The organism is Mycobacterium sp. 1245111.1 (genome assembly GCF_001673405.1).
Lineage (GTDB): Bacteria > Actinomycetota > Actinomycetes > Mycobacteriales > Mycobacteriaceae > Mycobacterium.
On sequence record NZ_LZLV01000112.1, the window covers coordinates 314953 to 333037 of the forward strand.

Genomic DNA, 18085 nt, shown 5'->3' on the forward strand with positions numbered 1-18085 from the left:
GCCCCAGCCGCTAGGTACAGCCGCTGACGTGGACGCGCCGACCGACGCCGACGCAGACGTGGACCGGCGGCGGTGGCGGCGGAGGTGGCGGGAAATCCCCTGGCAGCGGGGCATAGTCGCTCGGCGGTGGAACGTAGCCGTTGACGGTGTCTGCCACGTTGGTGCAGCCGCTGACCGAAATGCGCCTGCCGACACCCGCGCACACGTCGGCGTTCGCCACACCGGTCAGCGGAACGACGCAGCCCGACACGACGCCCGTCGTCGCCAGTGCCGCGGCGACCCAACGCTTCACGCGCCACCTTGCCCGAGCAGTGGCGTCCAGTGGCAACGCTCCCGGATGTCTTTCATCGGCTGCCGGATGTTCTCGAGCTCCGCTTCCTCTTGCGGATTGGCGCTGAAATAGTTCTGCACCTCGCCGCCGATCTGGTCCTTGGGCTGATCCTCAAGACCGGTGTAGAAGCCGTTCACATCGGGGTGGGTGAAGAGGTAGGTCGACAACGCCGTCGCGACGCCGGCCGCCACCCCGGCGACGTCGGCGGCCGAACAGTTCGGTGGCCTGGGCGACGGCTCGGCCGCGGCTGGGCCGGCAGTCACCAACAGGGCGCCGGCAGCGATCATGCCGACCGCTGTCCGACGAGACACGAATGTAGAGAGCGGCACAACTGCCTCCTAAGGTGCGCGGTCCTCCCCCGGCGAATAAAGCTAAGCAGAAACCGGGCCCTCGATGGACACCAATTCACCGTGTCGGCGGGAGATCGAATACCGAGAACAGCGCCGGGTCGAGGAAGACGACCATCCCGGCGATGCCCGCCGCGCCGGGCGTCAGCACGTGGATGGAATGCGCGCGCAGCACGCCGTCCGCGGCTCGGCGGTATTCGGCGACGGCGGGCTGCCCGTTGGCCGACGTTTGGACGAGCACCACGTCGCCGGGTTCGGCGAATGCCCGCTGCGCCAGGAATTGGGTCACCGCGTCGCGCCCGGTGAACCAGACTGCCAGCGGCGGCATTTCGAGCTTGACGTCGGTTTGTAGTAGCTCGGTGAGCGCCGCAAGATCGGCGTTCTCGAAGGCCGCGCAGTACCGGTCGAGTAGGTCGCGACGGGCTGCGTCATCTGGCTCGGCCACGTCGTCTTCGTTCGGCGCCACCTCGGCGAGCCGGGCACGCGCCCGCTGAAGCGCGCTGTTGACCGAGGCCGGGGTGGTCTCCAGCAACTCCGCGACCTCGGCGGCGCTGAACTGCACCACGTCACGCAGGATCAGCACCGCCCGCTGACGTGCCGGGAGTTCCTGCAGGGCGGTGGCGATCGCCAGCCGCACACTGCTGCGGGCGGTGACCGTGCTCTCCGGTGTCCGCGCGTCCGGCAGCGGCTCGAGCCAGTGATAGCTGCCGCCGGGTACATCAAGGTCGACGTCCGGATCGTCCGATCCCGCCCCGAGGCCCGCGGGCAACACCCGGCGGGCGCGGTTCTCCAAGGCGCGCAGGCACGCGGTGGTGGCGATCCGGTATAGCCAGGTCCGCAGCGCGGCCCGTTCCTCGAAGGCCGAGTAACCCCGCCAACCGCGCAAATACGTCTCCTGGACGAGATCCTCGGCATCCTGCGCCGAGCCGAGCATGCGGTAGCAGTGCGCGATCAACTCGGCCCGAAACGGCGCCGCCTGCTCGATGAAGTCCTCCTGAGCGGGCACGATCGCTTCTTCCTTGCGGCTGCAGACACCTACTTCATTAGAGATACACCGCGCCGGTGAAATTCATCGGCCGCGGATCGATGAATTCGCGCCCACGCGACGTATCTGAATTGGTGCGGACGTGGTGCCGCGCTCGTGGTGCATCGGCATCACCGAGCAGGCAATGAAGGAGATGGCCATCATGGTGACAGTCGCTGACAAATCAGTCCTGGTTACGGGAGGTAATCGCGGCATTGGGCGAGCGCTGGTCGAGGAAGCGTTGACCAGAGGCGCGACTCGCGTGTACGTCGGGACGCGCGCCCCTCTGACCCACCAAGACAGTCGGGTCACGGCCCTGGCCCTCGACGTGACCAACGCGGCGCAGATTCACAGCGCGGTCGAGCACGTCGAATCGCTCGATGTCCTGATCAATAACGCCGGGCTGGCACTGTATGACGACCTGACTGATTCTTCCGCGCTCGACCGCCATCTCGCCGTCAATCTCTATGGCACCCACAGCATGATCCAGGCCTTCCTGCCGTTGCTGACTCGGTCCGGTGGCGCGATCGTCAACAACCTGTCGGTGAACGCCCTTGCCCCCTTGCCCCTCATCCCCGCGTATTCGGTCTCGAAGGCGGCCGCATTCAACCTCACGCAATCGATGCGTGCCCTTCTCGTCGGCCGAGGCGTCAGTGTCCATGCCGTCCTGACCGGCCCCGTAGACACCGACATGACCCGCGGCCTCGAGATAGCGAAGAGCTCCCCGGAATCTGTGGCGCGAGCCATCTTCGACGGACTGGCCCACGGCGACGAGGACATATTTCCCGATCCCTTTACGGCGGCGCTGGCCGAGAGCTGGAGCGACGGCCCGGCCAGAACACTCGAGCGCCTGTACGCGGCGCTGCTGGTGGACGCGGCGCAGTAGATCAATTGGTGCGGTCGGCCCAGCCCGGAGGCAGATCGGCGGGAGCCGTCGAGATCACCGACTCGTCATCGGTGCCGACGGCTTCCACGAAGGTGATCGTGGCGAATTCCGGGACGACGAAGATGGGGTAGGTCGGACCCTGGTCGCGGTAGGCGCGCATCTGGTCGAGATGGTCGTTCTGGAAGCAGACCGTGCGCTCACCGTGCTGCTCGACCCACTGCGGAAAGAAGATCACGCCGTGCAGGCGCCGTTTGCCCGGCATGACGTTGACGGCCACGGACGTCCCGGTCGGCTCGGTCCACGAGATCTTGAAGTGGTCGTCGTCGAGCTGCGCGACGTCGACCTGCTGATCCTTCACCCAGCGACCACCGACCATGCCGGAGTGGATGCGGTAGTCGATGGTGTGCTCGTTCTTGACGTACATCTCGTACTGCCAGCCGCTGGCGTAGGTGTAGATGAAGCGATGCCCGACGATGCCGGTCAGGTCCTGCGGGGGAATCGCACTGCCGATCGTTGCCACGAGCGTCTCCTGGATGCGAAGTAGCTTTGTCACAAAATTATTTTGTAACAAACAGACTATGTCATACTCGACCCGTGGACACTGCGTCGGAGTTCGGTCGACTGATCGGGCCGTTGCGCCGCGCCGTCCTGCGGACCCGGCTGGCCGAGGACCTCCCCGACCTGCCCGAGGCGCAGATCGAACTGCTGCGCGAGCTCGAGATTGTCGGCACCGCAACCCCTTCGGAGTTGGCAACGCAGTTACGGGTCGCCCCGTCGACTATCAGCAACCTCGTTCGAACGATGACCGCGGCCGGTCTGCTCAAACGGACGCCGTCGACCATCGACCTGCGCACCGTTCAACTCGGGCTCTCGCCGAAATCCCGCGACATGCTCCACCGCTACGACCGCACCAGCACCGCCGCCCTGCGGCGCGCGATCGGCAGGCTCGCCACGAAAGAACGTGCGGCGCTCGAACGGGGCATACCGGCGCTTCGGGCGTTGCTCGCTGCCCTGGAAGACGAATCCGGCACCCAGCGCGCCGGCCGCCAACCGCTGACCCGAACCACCGCGTCGTGACTGCGAAGTCGCCGCTTCTTCTGCTGCACGGTGTGACGATGTCAGCCGCCGCCTGGGCCGACGTCGTCTCGCTGCTGAGCGACCACTACGACGTCATCGCGCCCACCGCGGCCGGGCACCACGGCGGACCACCGCTGACCGGCAGGGCCAGCGTCGGCGCCTTGACCGACCAGATCGAAGGCCTGCTGGACGCGCGAGGACTCGACCGAGTGCACATCGCAGGCAACTCGCTGGGCGGTTGGATGGCGATCGAGTTGGCCCGTCGCGATCGCGCCCTGACCGTGTGCGCCTTCTCACCGGCCGGGTTCTGGACCCGGGGCGGCAGCGACGAAACCGGCGCTACCAGTCGAATTCGTCGGATGGCGGCTCTCGCCCGGGTCACTCGGCCGGTGGCCCCGGTAGCCCTGCGGGCCGGGTTCGTGCGCCGACTGGCGATGCGCGACATCGCCGAGCACGGTGAACGTCTAACCGCCGCACAGGCCGTCACCGCTGCCCGCGACACGGTAAACTGCAGTGCCACAAGCGATTTGCTTGCCACCACGGAAAGTGTCGAACCGCTCCACCCCCTGCCGTGCCCGATCACCCTGGCGTGGTCGGCGAACGACCGAATCTTTCCCCCCGCCATCAACGGCGCGATCGCGCAGGACAGGTTGCCGCAGGCCGAATTCGTGTTGTTGCCCGGGGTCGGCCATGTCCCGATGATCGACGATCCGGCCCTTTGCGAACGCCTGATCCGCACCAGCACGCAGCGGGCCGGCCCGCAACATTCGTCACCGGGGTAGCGATGAATTCCGGCCGCGCGCCGTATCGAACTCACTATGACCAACATGGAGATCGAGTCACTGGCCGGCACGCCGGCGATCGTGACCGGAGTGAGTCGCGGATTCGGCCGTGCGATTGCCACGGCGCTGGCTGGCGCGGGCGCGCGGGTCGTCGGCGTTGCCCGCGGCAGCAGACAATTGGACGAGCTGCACGACGAACTCGGCGAGACATTCACCGCGGTCGCGGCCGACGCCGCCGACCCCGAGGTGGCCGAACGGCTGATCGACGAGCACCAGCCGCGCACACTGGTGTTGTGCGCTGGGGCCAGCCCGACGATGAGTCCGTTACAGGACCAGACGTGGGAGAGCTTCAGTCAGAACTGGAACGTGGACGTCGCGCAGGCATTTCACTGGAGCCGGCTGGCGTTGCGTGGTGCGCTGGCGCCGGGCAGTTCGGTGATCGCCATGTCGAGCGGCGCGGCCGTCAACGGCTCGCCGTTGAGCGGCGGCTACGCGGGGGCCAAGGCTGCCGTCAAGTTCGTCGCCGACTACGCCGCAATCGAATCCGAGCGGGCTGGGCTGGGCATTCGATTCGTGTCGGTGTTGCCGCGGCTGACACCAGCCACCGACTTGGGCGCCAAAGCTGTTGCGGCGTATGCCGATCGGCAGGGTGTCGACGTCGCGACGTTCGTCAATGCCGGCGGACCCGCGCTCACAGTGGAACAGGTCGGCCGATCGGTACTGGACCTCGCCGCCGGCCGCCAGCACGGCTCGTTTCTGCTCACCGCCGCGGGCCTGGCCGCAACCAACTAAAAGCGAAAGGCGCACAGATGAACACACCACCGATCGTGTCGGCGCAGGACTGGACGGCCGCGCATCAGCAGCTTCGCACCAAGGAAAAAGAAGTGATGCGCGCACACGATGCGTTGGCCGCGCGGCGACGACGGATGCCCTGGCTGCTCGTCGAGAAGGACTACGAGTTCGACGGCCCTGACGGCAAAGTCGACCTGCTGGGCCTGTTTCAGGGCCGGCGGCAACTGCTCGTCTATCGCGCCTTCGTCGGGCCCGACATCGAGGGCTGGCCCGATCACGGCTGCCGCGGTTGCTCGATGATCGCCGACCACATCGGCAACCTGGCCCACCTCAACGCGCGCGACACCACGCTGGTGTTCGCCTCGCGCGCCCCGCAGCCCGGAATCGAGCGATTGAAGGAACGGATGGGCTGGCGGATGCCGTGGTATTCGATCACCGACAGCTTCGACGAGGACTTCGGCGTTGACGAGTGGCACGGGACCAATGTCTTCATCCACGACGGCGACCGGGTCTACCGCACCTACTTCATCAGCGGACGCGGCGACGAGGTGCTCGGCAATACCTGGAGCCTCTTGGACCTGACACCGCTCGGCCGTCAGGAGACCTGGGAAGACTCGCCGGAGGGCTACCCGCAGAGCCCTCCCTACGAGTGGTGGGACTGGCACGACAGCTACGGCGAGCACACCCCGTCGCGATGGTTCGGCGACCCCGACCCGAACGATCCCCACGACCCGCGACCCGCACGCGGCTGACATCGTCGAACGCCGCTCGGCTGCGCGCAGTAGGTTCTTCCCGAAAGGGAAACCGGAAGGGGGACCGCATGCCGGGGGCGACCACCGACATCTGGGAGACGATGTCGACCGCGCGCACGATCCGTCGATTCACCGACCAGCCCGTGGATGACGCCACGCTGGAGCGCTGTCTGCAAGCCGCGATGTGGGCACCCTCGGGCGCCAACGCACAGGCCTGGCGCTTCGTCGTGTTGCGCTCGCCCGAGCAACGGGCGGTGGTGGCCAAGGCTGCCGCGCAGGCGCTGCAGATCATCGAACCCGTTTACGGCATGACTCGGCCCGCGCCCGACGACGACAGCCGTCGCGCCCGGTCCAATCGGGCGACCTACGAGCTACACGACCGGGCCGGTGAATTCACCTCAGTCCTGTTCGCCCAGAAGTACTTTCCGACGGCGTCGGAGCTGCTGCTCGGCGGGTCGATCTTTCCGGCGATGCAAAACTTCTTGCTGGCCGCCCGGGCGCAGGGTCTTGGTGCGTGCCTGACCAGCTGGGGCGCCTACGGCGGTGAACAACTGCTGCGCGATGCCGTCGGCGTGCCCAACGACTGGATGCTGGCCGGGCACATCGTGATTGGCTGGCCCAAAGGTCGGCATGGGCCGGTGCGACGCCGACCGCTCAGCGAGGTGGTGAACTTCGATCACTGGGACGATCGCACGGCCGAGCGGACCGTGAACCGGACGGGGCGGTGACTCGTTATCTCGACGGAGTCACTGCACGTCAATCGAACGGAGCATTGCTTTGCCTACGACAACACGCCTTTCAGCGCTGGGGGAGGGAATCGGCAGGTACGGGCTGGCGCTGGTGCTGGCGTGGATCGGATTCGGCAAGTACATCAAGATGGAAAGCCGGACGTTGATCGAACACAGCCCGCTGATGAGCTGGGTCTACGACGTGTTCAGCGTCAATACCGTGGCACGCGGCCTCGGGACGATGGAGATCGTGGCCGCGATTCTCATTGTCGCGCGGCCATTTTCGGCCCGATTATCCGCGGTCGGCAGCGCGTTGGCGATCGTGCTGTTCTGTGGGACGTTGAGCTTCTTGTTCACCACGCCCGGTGTGGTCAGCCGGTTCGTCGGACCGATCCCGGTGCTGTCGGCCCTGCCGGGCCAGTTTCTGCTGAAAGACGTTGTGCTGCTTGGCGTCGCGGTGTGGACGCTCGGCGAGGCACTCCGGGCGTCGGAACTAGCGCGCTGACATCAGCGTTCGAGGCCGCGCGCCGATCAGAGCGCGCATCGAGTCGACTACGCGCTCGTAGTCCCCGGCGTCCTCGATCATCATCGCGGCGCTGGCCAGCCCACCGCACACGCTGACCAGGGCGCGGGACAGATCGCGGCGCGCGCGGGGATCCGGCGCGAGGTCGTGCGGAGCGAGGTCGGCGATCTCGTCGAAGAAGGCGCCCAGCCGCTGCAGGGTCGGCTGCAACTTTCCGGAGAGTTCCTCGAAGCGGCGCGCTTCGGCGGGGACGATCAGCACCATCGCGGTCGTGTGGCGGTCAAGTTTGTTCAGGCTGGCGACCGCATCGAGCACGGTGTCGATCGCGGCATCGAATGACGAAACACCGGAAATCGCCGATTGAAGATGGCGCAGTCCACGGTCGTAGGCGTCCTCGGCGACGGCGATGAAAAGTTCGGCCTTACTGCCGAAACGCTGATAGATGACCGGAACTGTCACCTCGGCCGCGGCGGCTATCTCACCGACCGTCACGCCTGCATAACCCCGGGTAGCGAACAAGGCGAGCGCGCTGCCGAGCAACGCCGCCCGCGTGTCGACGCCCTCACCCGCGCGGGGGCGACCGGGACTTCGCCCAGCAGGTTCACGCCGCCGCGGCGATAAGCTGCGCCGCATCGGCATCACACCCTCCTCAGATCCTGTCGATCCAACGTTGCGTCCGTGATCGCGCTGATAATATGATAGCGCCAATTTAGTTTACTCCGGTAGCCCAACGAGGGGGAGGCGTGCGCAAGCATCGGCCGACAGACGGCGTCACGCCGATCTGGGCGATGGCTTGCCTGTTCGCCGGCGCAACGCTCGACGGCCTCCACCCCAGCCTCGCGGTCGCGGGGGACTCGCCATGACGACGCCGGCGAAGGCCAACGACCCGCGTACCCCCCCGTACAAAACGGTTGCCGTCGTGATGTTCGTCCTCGCGGTGGTGATAACCGCGCTGGTGTATGGGCAGTTTCGGGGCGACTTCACGCCGAAGACGCACCTGACCATGCTGTCTGCCCGGGCCGGCCTGGTGATGGACCCCGGCTCGAAGGTCACCTACAACGGAGTCGAGATCGGCCGGGTGGCAAGCGTTTCCGAGGTCCGGCGCGACAACAAACCGGCGGCCAAGCTCATCCTCGACGTGTACCCCCGGTATATCAAGCTGATTCCGGTCAACGTGAACGCCAATATCAAGGCGACCACGGTATTCGGTCAAAAGTATGTGTCGCTGACATCGCCGAAAAAGCCTACACCGCAACGGATCACGCCACACGATGTGATCGATGCCAGGTCGGTGACGACGGAAGTCAACACGTTGTTCCAGACGATCACGTCGATCGCCGAGAAGATCGACCCCGTCAAGCTGAACCTGACGCTGAGCGCGGCCGCTCAGGCGTTGAACGGGCTCGGCGACAAGTTCGGGCAGGCGCTGGTCAACGCCAACGCCGTTCTCGACGACGTGAATCCGCAGATGCCGCAGATCCGCCATGACGTCCAGCAGTTGGCGGCCCTCGGCGACATTTACGCCGATGCGGCGCCAAACCTGTTGGATTTCCTCAACAATGCGGTGACCACGGCGCGCACGCTACACCGCCAGCAGGACGATCTGGATCAGGCATTGCTCGCCGCGGCCGGGCTCGGTAACACGGGCGCCGACGTTGTTCGTCGCGGTGGGCCGTATTTCCAGCGGGGGCTTGCCGACCTGTCGCCCACCCTCAAGCTCCTCGACACCTACAGCCCCGAAATCAATTGCACGATACGCAATTACCACGACGTCGAACCACAGGTCTACGCTGCCGTGGGTGGCGGCAATGGCTATGCGCTACGGGCCCGCTCTGAAGTCCTTTCCGGTGCAGGACTTTTGCTCACTCCCGCGGGGCTGGCCGGCACAGCGCTATCTCTCGGCCAGTTGGGTCTGGCTGGATTAGTCGCCGGGGCGCCGAATCCCTATGTGTATCCGGACAATCTGCCGCGAGTGAATGCCCGTGGCGGGCCGGGTGGTGCGCCGGGCTGCTGGCAGCCCATTACGCGGCAGCTGTGGCCGGCCCCCGCGACAGTGATGGACATCGGCGCCGAAATCGCACCGTACAACCACGTCGAGACCGGCTCGCCGTACGCAACCGAGTACGTGTGGGGACGCCAAGTAGGGGACAACACGATCAACCCATGAAAATCTCTGGAACCCTCGTCAAGCTCGGCTCCGTCAGCGCGGTGCTGATGTTCTTCACCGTGTTGATCGTCGTGGTGTTCGGTCAGATCCGTTTCGACCGGACCTACACCTACTCCGCAGATTTCAGTGATGCCAGTGGGTTGCAGAACGGTCAGTTCGTCCGCGCCTCGGGGGTAGAGGTCGGCAAAGTCAAGAACTTGAAGCTCGTCGACAGCGGCAAGCGGATACGGGTGGACTTCACCGTCGACCGCGCGCTACCGCTGTACCAGTCGACGACTGCGCAGATCCGCTACCTCAACCTGGTAGGCGACCGCTACCTCGAACTCAAGCGCGGGGAGGGTGAAGGTGTCGACCGGGTCCTGCCGCCGGGTGGGTTCATCCCGCTGTCGCACACCTCGCCGGCCCTGGATCTCGACGCGCTGATCGGCGGCTTCAAACCTCTCTTCAAGGCTCTCGATCCGCAGAAGATCAACACGATCGCCTCGGCCATCGTCACGGTCTTCCAGGGTCAGGGCGGCACTATCAACGACATCCTCGATCAGACCGCGCAACTCACCTCGCACCTGGCCGAGCGCGACCAGGCCATCGGTGAGGTGATCAAAAATCTCAACGTCGTGCTGGACACCACGGTGCACCATCGCATGGAGTTCGACCAGACCATCGACAACTTCGAGAAGCTCATCACCGGGCTCTCGAACCATGCTGATTCGTTGGCGGCCAACACCGCCCACATCAGTGAGGGCGCGGGAGTGGTAGCCGATCTGTTGTCGGACAACCGCGCGCTGCTGCACAAATCGCTGAACTACCTGGAGGCCGTGCAGCAGCCGATCGTCGACCAGCGCGACCAGTACAACGACCTGATCCAGCGGTTCCCGCCCGCGTTGAACCAGCTTGGCCGTGCCATCGGGGTGTACGGCGACTGGGTCAACTTCTACGTCTGCGACATCACGCTGATGGAAAACGGGTTCCAGCCCGGCGGCCCCGTCCGCACCGTCAAGATCTGGGGCCAGCCGACCGGGAGGTGCACGCCGCAATGACAACCTGGGGTGCCCTCAAAAATCAGCTGTTAGACCCGCCGAACCGGTCGCTGCTCGGAGTCATGGGTTTGGTCGTGGTGCTGCTCGGCGTCGCAGTGGGCCAAACCTTCACCAGCGTTCCGATGTTGTTCGCCAGCCCCAGCTACTACGGGCAGTTCAGCAACACCGGCGGCCTCAAAAAGGGTGACAAGGTGCGCATCACGGGCATGAACGTCGGCAGCGTCGAGGAGGTCAAGATCGCCGGCGACCGCATCGTGATGAAGTTCTCGATCGGTGCCAACACCATTGGGACGGAGAGTCGGCTCGCTGTCCGCACCGACACCATCCTGGGCAAGAAGGTGCTCCAAATCGAACCGCGGGGAACGCAGACGCTGCGTCCCAACGGTGTGCTGCCGCTGACCCAGAGCACGACTCCCTATCAGATCTACGACGCGTTCACCGACGCCACCAAGGCTGCCGCCGGCTGGAACATCGACACCGTCAAACAGTCGCTGAATGTGTTGTCGCAGACCATTAATCAGACCTACCCGCATCTGAGCGCCGCGCTCGACGGCGTCGCCAAGTTCTCCGACACCATCGGCAAGCGCGATGACGACGTCAAGCACCTGCTGGCACAGGCGAACAAAGTGGCCCGCGTGCTGAGTGATCGCGGCCCGCAGGTCGACCGCCTGCTGGTGAACTCGAATAACCTGCTGGGCGCGCTCAACGAGCGCAGCCGGGCGATCAGCTCACTTCTGGACAACGTGTCCGCTTTCTCGGCCCAGGTACAGAACCTCGTCAACGACAACCCGAACCTGAATCACGTACTCGAACAATTGCGTGTTGTCAGCGACCTACTGGTGGCTCGCAAGGACGATTTGGCTCAATCTCTCTCGATCGCAGCCAAATTCACGGCCGGACTCAACGAGGCCATCGCATCGGGGCCGTATTTCAAGGTGTCGCTGGCAAACCTGCTGCCGTATTGGATCTTGCAGCCGTGGGTGGACGCCGCGTTCAAGAAGCGCGGTATCGATCCCGAGGACTTCTGGCGCAGTGCCGGTTTGCCGGCCTTCCGGTTCCCCGACCCGAACGGCACGCGATTCCCCAACGGGGCACCGCCCACGGCGCCGCCGGTGCTGGAAGGCACCCCGGATCACCCGGGGCCGGCGGTGCCACCCGGCACGCCGTGCTCGTACACGCCGTCGCCGGACTTGTTACCGCGTCCCGGAAACCCGTTGCCCTGCGTGGGAACGGATCTGGCGCCGTTCGGCGGCAGTTTCCCCGCTCCGATCGACGTCGCGACCTCGCCACCCAACCCGAACGGCCTCCCCCCGACACCGGGGATCCCGATCGCCGGCCGGCCGGGCCAGGTGCAACCCGACGTGCCCGGCACGCCGGTGCCGCTGCCGCCGAACGCGGCCCCCGGCGCGCGCACGGAGCCATTGGGACCGCTGCCGGGACCCGCTCCGGCCAACCCCGCGGCGGCGCCACCCCCGCCGCCGATGGCCGTGCCCCCGGCGCCTCCGGGACCCGGCGCCGACCTGCCGGCGCCGTTCATCAACCCCAGTGGAACGGGCGGCAGCGGTGCGCAGGGAGGTAGCCAGAATTGAGTAACCGCTTCGATATTCGCAATCTGCGACTGCCGAGAAAGTCCCGGGCTTCGTTGATCATCGGGTCGTTGGTGGTGGCGCTTGCGCTGGTTGCCGTCTTCGTCGGCGGACGGATCTACCACGAGTTGACCACCAACACCGTGGACGCCTATTTCCCGCGGGCCGATGCGATCTATCCCGGTGACGAGGTCCAGATCATGGGTGCGGGGGTGGGCTCGATCGACAAAATCGAGCCCGCCGGCGACAAGATGAAGGTGACGTTCCACTACAGCAACAAGTACAAGGTGCCCGCCAACGCCTCCGCGGTCATCCTCAACCCGACCCTGGTCGCCTCACGCAACATTCAGTTGGAGCCGCCCTACACCGGCGGGCCCGTGATGGGCGATCACGCGGTGATTCCGGCCGAGCGCACCCAGGTGCCGACCGAGTGGGACGAACTGCGCAATTCGGTCACCAACATCGTGGAAGAGTTCGGCCCGACGAAAAAGCAGCCCGAGGGCCCGTTCGGCGAGGCCATCGACTCGTTCGCCAATGGTCTGGCCGGCAAGGGCAGGCAGATCAACACCACGTTCGACAGCCTGTCGCGCACGTTGACCGCCCTCAACGAGGGTCGCGGTGACCTGTTCGCGGTGGTGCGCAGCCTGGCGATGTTCGTCAACGACCTGCACCAAGACGACCAGAAGTTCGTCGCGCTGAACAAGAACCTGTCCCAGTTCACCACCAGCTTGACCGGGTCCGATCAAGATCTCGCCAACGCCTTGCAGCAGTTCGATGGCTTGCTCTCGACGCTGCGTCCGTTCTTGGCCAAGAACCATGAGGTGTTGGCGCACGACGTCGACAATCTGGCCACCGCGACCAACACGGTGCTCCAGCCGGATCCGCGGAACGGATTGGAAAGCGTGCTGCACGTCCTGCCCAACCTGTGGGGAAACCTCGGCCAGATTTACTACCCGGCGCACGGCGCTGTCGTCGGCAACCCGGCGATCACGAGCTTCGCGAACCCAATGCAGTTCATCTGCAGTGCGATCCAGGCCGGCAGTCGGCTGGGGAACCAGGAGTCTGCCGAGCTGTGCGCGCAGTATCTGGCGCCGGTGTTGGACGCGATGAAGTTCAACTACTTGCCGTTCGGGCTCAACCTCGGCAGCACCGCCGCGATCCTTCCCAAAGAGGTCGCCTACTCCGAGCCACGGCTGCATCCGCCAAACGGTTACAAGGACACCACCGTCCCCGGGATCTGGGTGCCCGATACACCGTTGGCGCACCGCAACACTCAACCGGGTTGGGTCGTCGCGCCCGGAATGCAGGGGACGCAGGTGGGGCCGATCACGGCCGGCTTGTTGACCCCGGATTCGCTGGCCGAACTGATGGGTGGCCCGGACATCGCGCCGCCGCAATCCGGGGTGCAGACCCCGCCGGGACCACCGAACGCGTACGACGAGAACCCGATCTTGCCGCCGATGGGGCTGAATGCTCCGCAGGTGCCGGTCCCGCCGCCACCGCCCGGCCCGGGCGTGGTCGCCGGCCCGGTAGCTCCGACGCCTGGACCTGCGTCGCCGGCCGGAGCGCCGCTGCCCGCTGAAGCGCCGACAGGAGCCGGCTCGTGAGGCGCACGACGACCGCGGTACGCGCGAGGAGTAAGCCGAACCAACGGCGGATGAGGGGCGCGATGTGCGTGGCCGGACGCGCTGCCCGGCATCGGCTCTGGCAGAGCCTGGTGTTCCTGACGACCGCCGTGGTCCTGACGTCGTGTTCCAGCTGGCGCGGTATCTCCAATGTGTCGATTCCCGGCGGGCCGGGCACCGGGTCGAACTCGTACACGGTCTACGTGCAGGTGCCGGACACCCTGGCCATCAATGGCAACAGCAAGGTGATGGTCGCCGACGTATTCGTCGGTTCCGTTCGCGCGATCCAGATCAAGGACTGGCAGGCGACGATGACCCTGGGATTGAACAAGGACGTCAGTCTGCCCCGCAACGCCACCGCCAAAATCGGGCAGACCACTTTGCTGGGTTCTCAGCACGTGGAGCTTGCCTCGCCGCCCAACCCGTCGCCGGAGCCGTTGAAGGATGGCGACACGATCCGGCTGGCGGATTCGTCTGCCTACCCGACCGTCGAGCAAACGCTGGCCAGCCTCGCCCTGGTGCTGCGCGGTGGCGGCATCCCCAACCTCGAAGCGGTCCAGAACGAGATCTACAACATCGTCAACGGGCGGGCCGACCAGATCCGTGCGCTGTTGGGCAAGCTGGACACCTTCACCGACCAGCTCAACCAGCAACGAGGCGACACCATCCACGCCATCGATTCCACCAACCGGCTGCTGGCTTACGTTGCTCCCCGCGCAGACGTACTTGACCGGGCTCTCACCGAATTCCCGCCGCTGATCCAGCATTTCGCCGAAAAGAAACAGCTTTTGATCGATGCGATCGACGCGGTGGGCGACCTGAGCGAGGCCGTCGACCAGTATGTGGGGCCGTCGCGCGCCAACTTCCACTCCGACTTGCAGTCGCTGCAGTGCCCGCTCAAGGAGCTCGGCCGCGGGGCGCCGGATCTGCAAGGTGCGCTGAAATATCTATTCACCCAGCCGTTCGACGTCGACGCCGTGCCGAAAGCGTTCCGGGGCGACTACTTCAACCTCTCGCTGAAGCTCGACCTGACCCTCAGCTCGGTCGACAACGCGTTCCTCACCGGGACAGGGTTCTCGGGAGCGCTGCGTGCGGTCGAGCAGTCGTATGGCCGTGACCCCGAGACGATGATCCCGGATGTCCGGTACACGTCGAACCCCAACGATGCGCCCGGCGGGCCGCTGGTCGAGAGGGGGGACCGGCAGTGCTGACTCGGTTCATCCGCCGCCAGCTGATGGCGTTCGCCGCCTTGACGGTGGTCGCGATCGTCGTGTTGGGCTGGTACTACTTGCGGATTCCGACCTTGGTGGGGATCGGCCAGTACACCCTGCAAGCGGAGCTGCCGGCCTCCGGTGGTTTGTATCCCACCGCCAACGTGACCTACCGGGGTATCAACGTCGGCAAGGTCACCGATGTCCAGCCCACCGAGGACGGCGTCCGGGCCACGATGAGCATCTCCAGCGCGCACAAGATCCCGGTCGATGTGACGGCGAACGTGCATTCCGTGTCGGCGGTCGGCGAGCAGTATCTGGACCTGGTCTCGGCGCACAACCCGGACAAGTACCTCTCGCCGGGCCAGACCATCACCAAGGGCACCGTGCCTGCCGAGATCGGCGCGACGCTGGATGCCGCCAACCGCGGTCTGGCTGCGCTACCCAAGGACAAAATCGCGTTGTTACTCGACGAGACCTCCGAAGCCGTGGGTGGGCTAGGGCCCGCACTGGAACGGATGGTCGACGCGACCCAGGCCATCACCGGCGATTTCAAGACCAACATCGCCGACGTCGACGACATCATCAAGCACTCCGGGCCGATCCTGGACAGCCAGGTCGAAACGGGTGAGGCAATCGGGCAGTGGACGCGCAACCTGAATACGCTGGCCGCCCAGGCCGCGAAGAACGACCAGCATGTGCGGAGCATCCTGACTCAAGCGGCGCCAACCGGCGATCAGGTCAATGCGCTGTTCAGTGATGTGCGTGAGTCGCTGCCACAGACACTCGCCAACGTCGAGGTCGTCGCCGAGATGCTCAAGCGCTACAACAAGGGCGTCGAGCAAATGCTGGTGTATCTGCCGTCGGGTGCCTCGTCCGCGCAGACCGTTGTGGGAACGTTCCCGGGTGAGGCGTTGCAGGACCTGACGTTGGCGATCAACCAACCGCCGCCGTGTCTTACCGGGTTCCTTCCAGCGTCGGAGTGGCGGTCGCCAGCGGACGTCAACCCCGAGCCGGTGCCGGCCGGCCTGTATTGCAAGATCCCGCAGGACACTCCGTCCAACAGCGTGCGCGGATCGCGCAACTTTCCGTGCGTCGACGTCCCCGGTAAGCGGGCCGCGACGCCGCGGGACTGCCGCAGCAAGGACCCATACGTTCCGTTGGGCACCAACCCGTGGTACGGCGACCCGAACCAGATCCGCAACTGCCCCGCGCCGGCGGCGCGCTGTGATCAGCCGGTGGATCCGGGCAGGGTCATTCCTGCGCCGTCGGTCAACAACGGCCTGAACCCCGCCCCGGCGGACCGGGTGGCGGGAACGCCGCCTCCGGTCAGCGATCCGTTGCAGCGGCCGGGTTCGGGCACCGTGCAGTGCAACGGGCAACAGCCCAACCCGTGTATTTTCACGCCGGCCCCCGGACCCCCGGCGCTCTACAACCCCCAGAACGGCCGGGTAGTGGGGCCGGACGGGATCAAGTACTCCCTCGAAAACTCAACGAACACAGGCGATGACGGGTGGAAGCAGATGCTGGCGCCGGGCCACTGAATTCGCCCGACCTCACTGACCCTTGACGCCCGCGGTGAACAGATCGGTGATCGGCCGCGTCCATACCGGACGCCGCACCCGATGCTGCTCGACGATGGTGAAGCCGGCGCCCTCGAACAGTCGTCGCATCTCGGCCGGTGTCGGGTTGTGCTGCGGCGTCCATCGGCTGCCCGGCAGCAGCTGCTGTCGGGCGCTCATCGTCGACACGGCGACCAGGCCACCGGGCGCCAGCACGCGGTGGAATTCCGCCAGGGCGGCCGGCTGGTCGAAGAAGTGGAACGCCGACGTCGTCACGACCGCGTCCAACGCGCCGTCGTCGAACGGCAGCCGTTCGGCCGGGCCGCGCCGCCAGTCGACATCGCTCGACCGGGACTGGGCTTGCCTGAGCATGCCTTCGGACATGTCGACGCCGTAGACCTCGGCGGGGTGCAACTCACGCTGAATTCGATCGGCCAAAATGCCTGTACCGCAAGCGATATCGGCTACCCGCGCCGACTGGTGGTCGCGCAATTGCGCGATCACCTCGTCGTGCGCCGGGCGGTAAACCCACTGCTGCAGAAAAGGCGCGTTGTAGGCCGGGGCCGCGACACCCCAGAACCGCGTGACGATGTCGTTGAAACCGCGACGTTGAACTGTGGGCGTCATTTGGTCGAAGTGTAATAAACCGTGTCGGCCATCGACACCGAGTCGGTGCTCGGCATGGGAGGCAGGCCGTGCTCGGCCAGCAGCTGGCTCATCGGTCGACCGACTGATCGCCAACCCAAGCCGTCCAGGTATTCGGCGACGTCGTTGCGGTCGCCCTCGTAGCCGAGTTCGCTGAATTCCAAGTCGAATCCGGCCGCGCGCCACTTCTCGGTGGCCTCCCGCATCATCTCGCGGGCCGCCTCCTGGTCGACGTCGCTGACGTCAGGGATGGCCTCGGTGGCCAGCCTGCTGCCGTCGGCGCTGAGCGCAGAGATGTTGTCCAGCAAGCGATCCTGCGCCTCCGGCGGCAGGTAGCCGAGCAATCCCTCGGCGATCCACGCCGTCGGCCGGCTCTTGTCGAAGCCGGCCTCGGCCAACGCAGCCGGCCAGTCGTTGCGCAGATCGACGGCGACCGTGCGGCGGTCGGCGGTCGGGGTCGCACCCAACTCGGACAGCGTCTGGGTCTTGAACGCGATCACCTCAGGCTGGTCGACCTCGAAGACCGTCATGTCGGCGGGCCAGTCCAGCCGGTAGGTACGGGCGTCGAGACCGGCGGCCAAGATGACTGCCTGGCGAATGCCGGCCTGCGTCGCGTCGTGGAAGAACGCGTCGAAGAAGCGGGTACGGGCGGCCATCGCGTCGGGCATCTGCTGGAGTTTCCAGCTTGCGTCGTCGCTGTCCACCTTGCTGATGTCGAGGTCGCCGGTGGCCCATCGGGTGAGGAAGTCGACGCCGACGGCCTTGACGAGCGGCTCGGCATACTGGTCGTTGATCAGTGGGTTGTCGGCCTTGGTGGCGACGGCCCGGGCCGCGGCAACCATCGTGGCTGTTGCTCCAACGCTGGTCGCGAGGTCCCAGGTGTCGTTATCGGTGCGCGGCATTGCGTGCTCCTTCGATAGTCGGGAGGTACTTAGTTAGCCTAGCAAGTATTTAGCCGACCTATCAACTTCGCCGGCGTTTGTGCTGGTCGAGTGGCCAGTTATGGCGGC

At 65.9% G+C, this 18085-nt stretch carries 20 protein-coding genes; 13 read left to right on the forward strand and 7 right to left on the reverse strand.

What is annotated here, in order from left to right; genetic code table 11:
* Positions 1-10 precede the first annotated feature (10 nt).
* The 3 genes from A5658_RS18020 to A5658_RS18030 form a co-directional block, all read right to left on the reverse strand.
* On the reverse strand, positions 11-268 hold the full coding sequence (locus A5658_RS18020) for a hypothetical protein (RefSeq protein WP_197503153.1): 258 nt from the start codon (positions 266-268) through the stop codon (positions 11-13).
* 20 nt (positions 269-288) lie between these two features.
* Positions 289-660: a heme-binding protein gene (locus A5658_RS18025; protein WP_231997356.1), complete on the reverse strand. Its 372-nt coding sequence runs from the start codon at positions 658-660 to the stop codon at positions 289-291.
* 76 nt (positions 661-736) lie between these two features.
* Entirely contained in the window at positions 737-1684 is a 948-nt protein-coding gene (locus A5658_RS18030; RefSeq protein ID WP_067338049.1) for a sigma-70 family RNA polymerase sigma factor, read from the reverse strand.
* Positions 1685-1805: 121 nt separating this feature from the next.
* Here A5658_RS18030 and A5658_RS18035 point away from each other — a divergent pair, with 121 nt between their 5' ends.
* Positions 1806-2588, forward strand: a complete 783-nt coding sequence (locus A5658_RS18035; RefSeq protein ID WP_231997357.1) for an SDR family NAD(P)-dependent oxidoreductase — start codon at positions 1806-1808, stop codon at positions 2586-2588.
* Between the two features lies 1 nt (position 2589).
* Here A5658_RS18035 and A5658_RS18040 read toward each other — a convergent pair whose 3' ends face one another.
* Entirely contained in the window at positions 2590-3108 is a 519-nt protein-coding gene (locus A5658_RS18040) for a phenolic acid decarboxylase (RefSeq protein WP_067338557.1), read from the reverse strand.
* 74 nt (positions 3109-3182) lie between these two features.
* On the opposite strand from A5658_RS18040, the gene A5658_RS18045 reads away from it, so the two are divergent.
* The 6 genes from A5658_RS18045 to A5658_RS18070 all read left to right on the forward strand — a co-directional run bounded on the left by A5658_RS18045 (position 3183) and on the right by A5658_RS18070 (position 7224).
* Entirely contained in the window at positions 3183-3665 is a 483-nt protein-coding gene (locus A5658_RS18045) for a MarR family winged helix-turn-helix transcriptional regulator (protein ID WP_067338053.1), read from the forward strand.
* On the forward strand, positions 3662-4447 hold the full coding sequence (locus A5658_RS18050) for an alpha/beta fold hydrolase (protein ID WP_255361350.1): 786 nt from the start codon (positions 3662-3664) through the stop codon (positions 4445-4447). The genes A5658_RS18045 and A5658_RS18050 overlap by 4 nt, the downstream gene beginning before the upstream one ends.
* Before the next feature lie 45 nt (positions 4448-4492).
* A complete protein-coding gene (locus A5658_RS18055) occupies positions 4493-5239 on the forward strand; it encodes an SDR family oxidoreductase (RefSeq protein ID WP_067338563.1) in 747 nt (248 codons plus the stop codon).
* Positions 5240-5256: 17 nt separating this feature from the next.
* Positions 5257-5991, forward strand: a complete 735-nt coding sequence (locus tag A5658_RS18060; RefSeq protein WP_067338056.1) for a DUF899 domain-containing protein — start codon at positions 5257-5259, stop codon at positions 5989-5991.
* Positions 5992-6059: 68 nt separating this feature from the next.
* Positions 6060-6719 carry a nitroreductase family protein gene (locus A5658_RS18065; protein WP_067338060.1) on the forward strand — a complete coding sequence of 220 codons (660 nt, stop codon included), beginning with the start codon at positions 6060-6062 and terminating at the stop codon, positions 6717-6719.
* Positions 6720-6768: 49 nt separating this feature from the next.
* Positions 6769-7224: a DUF417 family protein gene (locus A5658_RS18070; protein WP_067338064.1), complete on the forward strand. Its 456-nt coding sequence runs from the start codon at positions 6769-6771 to the stop codon at positions 7222-7224.
* Here A5658_RS18070 and A5658_RS18075 read toward each other — a convergent pair.
* A complete protein-coding gene (locus A5658_RS18075) occupies positions 7213-7881 on the reverse strand; it encodes a TetR/AcrR family transcriptional regulator (protein WP_082993256.1) in 669 nt (222 codons plus the stop codon). The two genes, A5658_RS18070 and A5658_RS18075, sit on opposite strands and share 12 nt — an antisense overlap.
* Positions 7882-8101: 220 nt before the next feature.
* Between A5658_RS18075 and A5658_RS18080 the strand changes: the two genes are divergently transcribed.
* From A5658_RS18080 to A5658_RS18105, 6 genes are all read left to right on the forward strand, one after another.
* Complete coding sequence (locus A5658_RS18080; RefSeq protein WP_067338069.1) at positions 8102-9409, forward strand: MCE family protein; 1308 nt, start codon at positions 8102-8104, stop codon at positions 9407-9409.
* Positions 9406-10446 carry a virulence factor Mce family protein gene (locus A5658_RS18085; RefSeq protein WP_067338076.1) on the forward strand — a complete coding sequence of 347 codons (1041 nt, stop codon included), beginning with the start codon at positions 9406-9408 and terminating at the stop codon, positions 10444-10446. Before A5658_RS18080 ends, A5658_RS18085 begins: the two co-directional genes overlap by 4 nt.
* Positions 10443-12035: an MCE family protein gene (locus A5658_RS18090; protein ID WP_067338078.1), complete on the forward strand. Its 1593-nt coding sequence runs from the start codon at positions 10443-10445 to the stop codon at positions 12033-12035. Before A5658_RS18085 ends, A5658_RS18090 begins: the two co-directional genes overlap by 4 nt.
* Entirely contained in the window at positions 12032-13639 is a 1608-nt protein-coding gene (locus A5658_RS18095) for a virulence factor Mce family protein (protein WP_067338080.1), read from the forward strand. The genes A5658_RS18090 and A5658_RS18095 overlap by 4 nt, the downstream gene beginning before the upstream one ends.
* Positions 13640-13701: 62 nt before the next feature.
* Positions 13702-14868, forward strand: coding sequence for a virulence factor Mce family protein (locus tag A5658_RS18100; RefSeq protein WP_082993257.1), 1167 nt, complete (start codon positions 13702-13704; stop codon positions 14866-14868).
* Entirely contained in the window at positions 14862-16412 is a 1551-nt protein-coding gene (locus A5658_RS18105; RefSeq protein ID WP_067338085.1) for a virulence factor Mce family protein, read from the forward strand. Before A5658_RS18100 ends, A5658_RS18105 begins: the two co-directional genes overlap by 7 nt.
* 12 nt (positions 16413-16424) lie before the next feature.
* Here the strand turns inward: A5658_RS18105 and A5658_RS18110 are convergent, their stop codons facing one another.
* Positions 16425-17057 carry a class I SAM-dependent methyltransferase gene (locus tag A5658_RS18110; RefSeq protein WP_067338088.1) on the reverse strand — a complete coding sequence of 211 codons (633 nt, stop codon included), beginning with the start codon at positions 17055-17057 and terminating at the stop codon, positions 16425-16427.
* A complete protein-coding gene (locus A5658_RS18115; protein ID WP_067338090.1) occupies positions 17054-17977 on the reverse strand; it encodes a class I SAM-dependent methyltransferase in 924 nt (307 codons plus the stop codon). Before A5658_RS18115 ends, A5658_RS18110 begins: the two co-directional genes overlap by 4 nt.
* Positions 17978-18085: the final 108 nt, after the last annotated feature.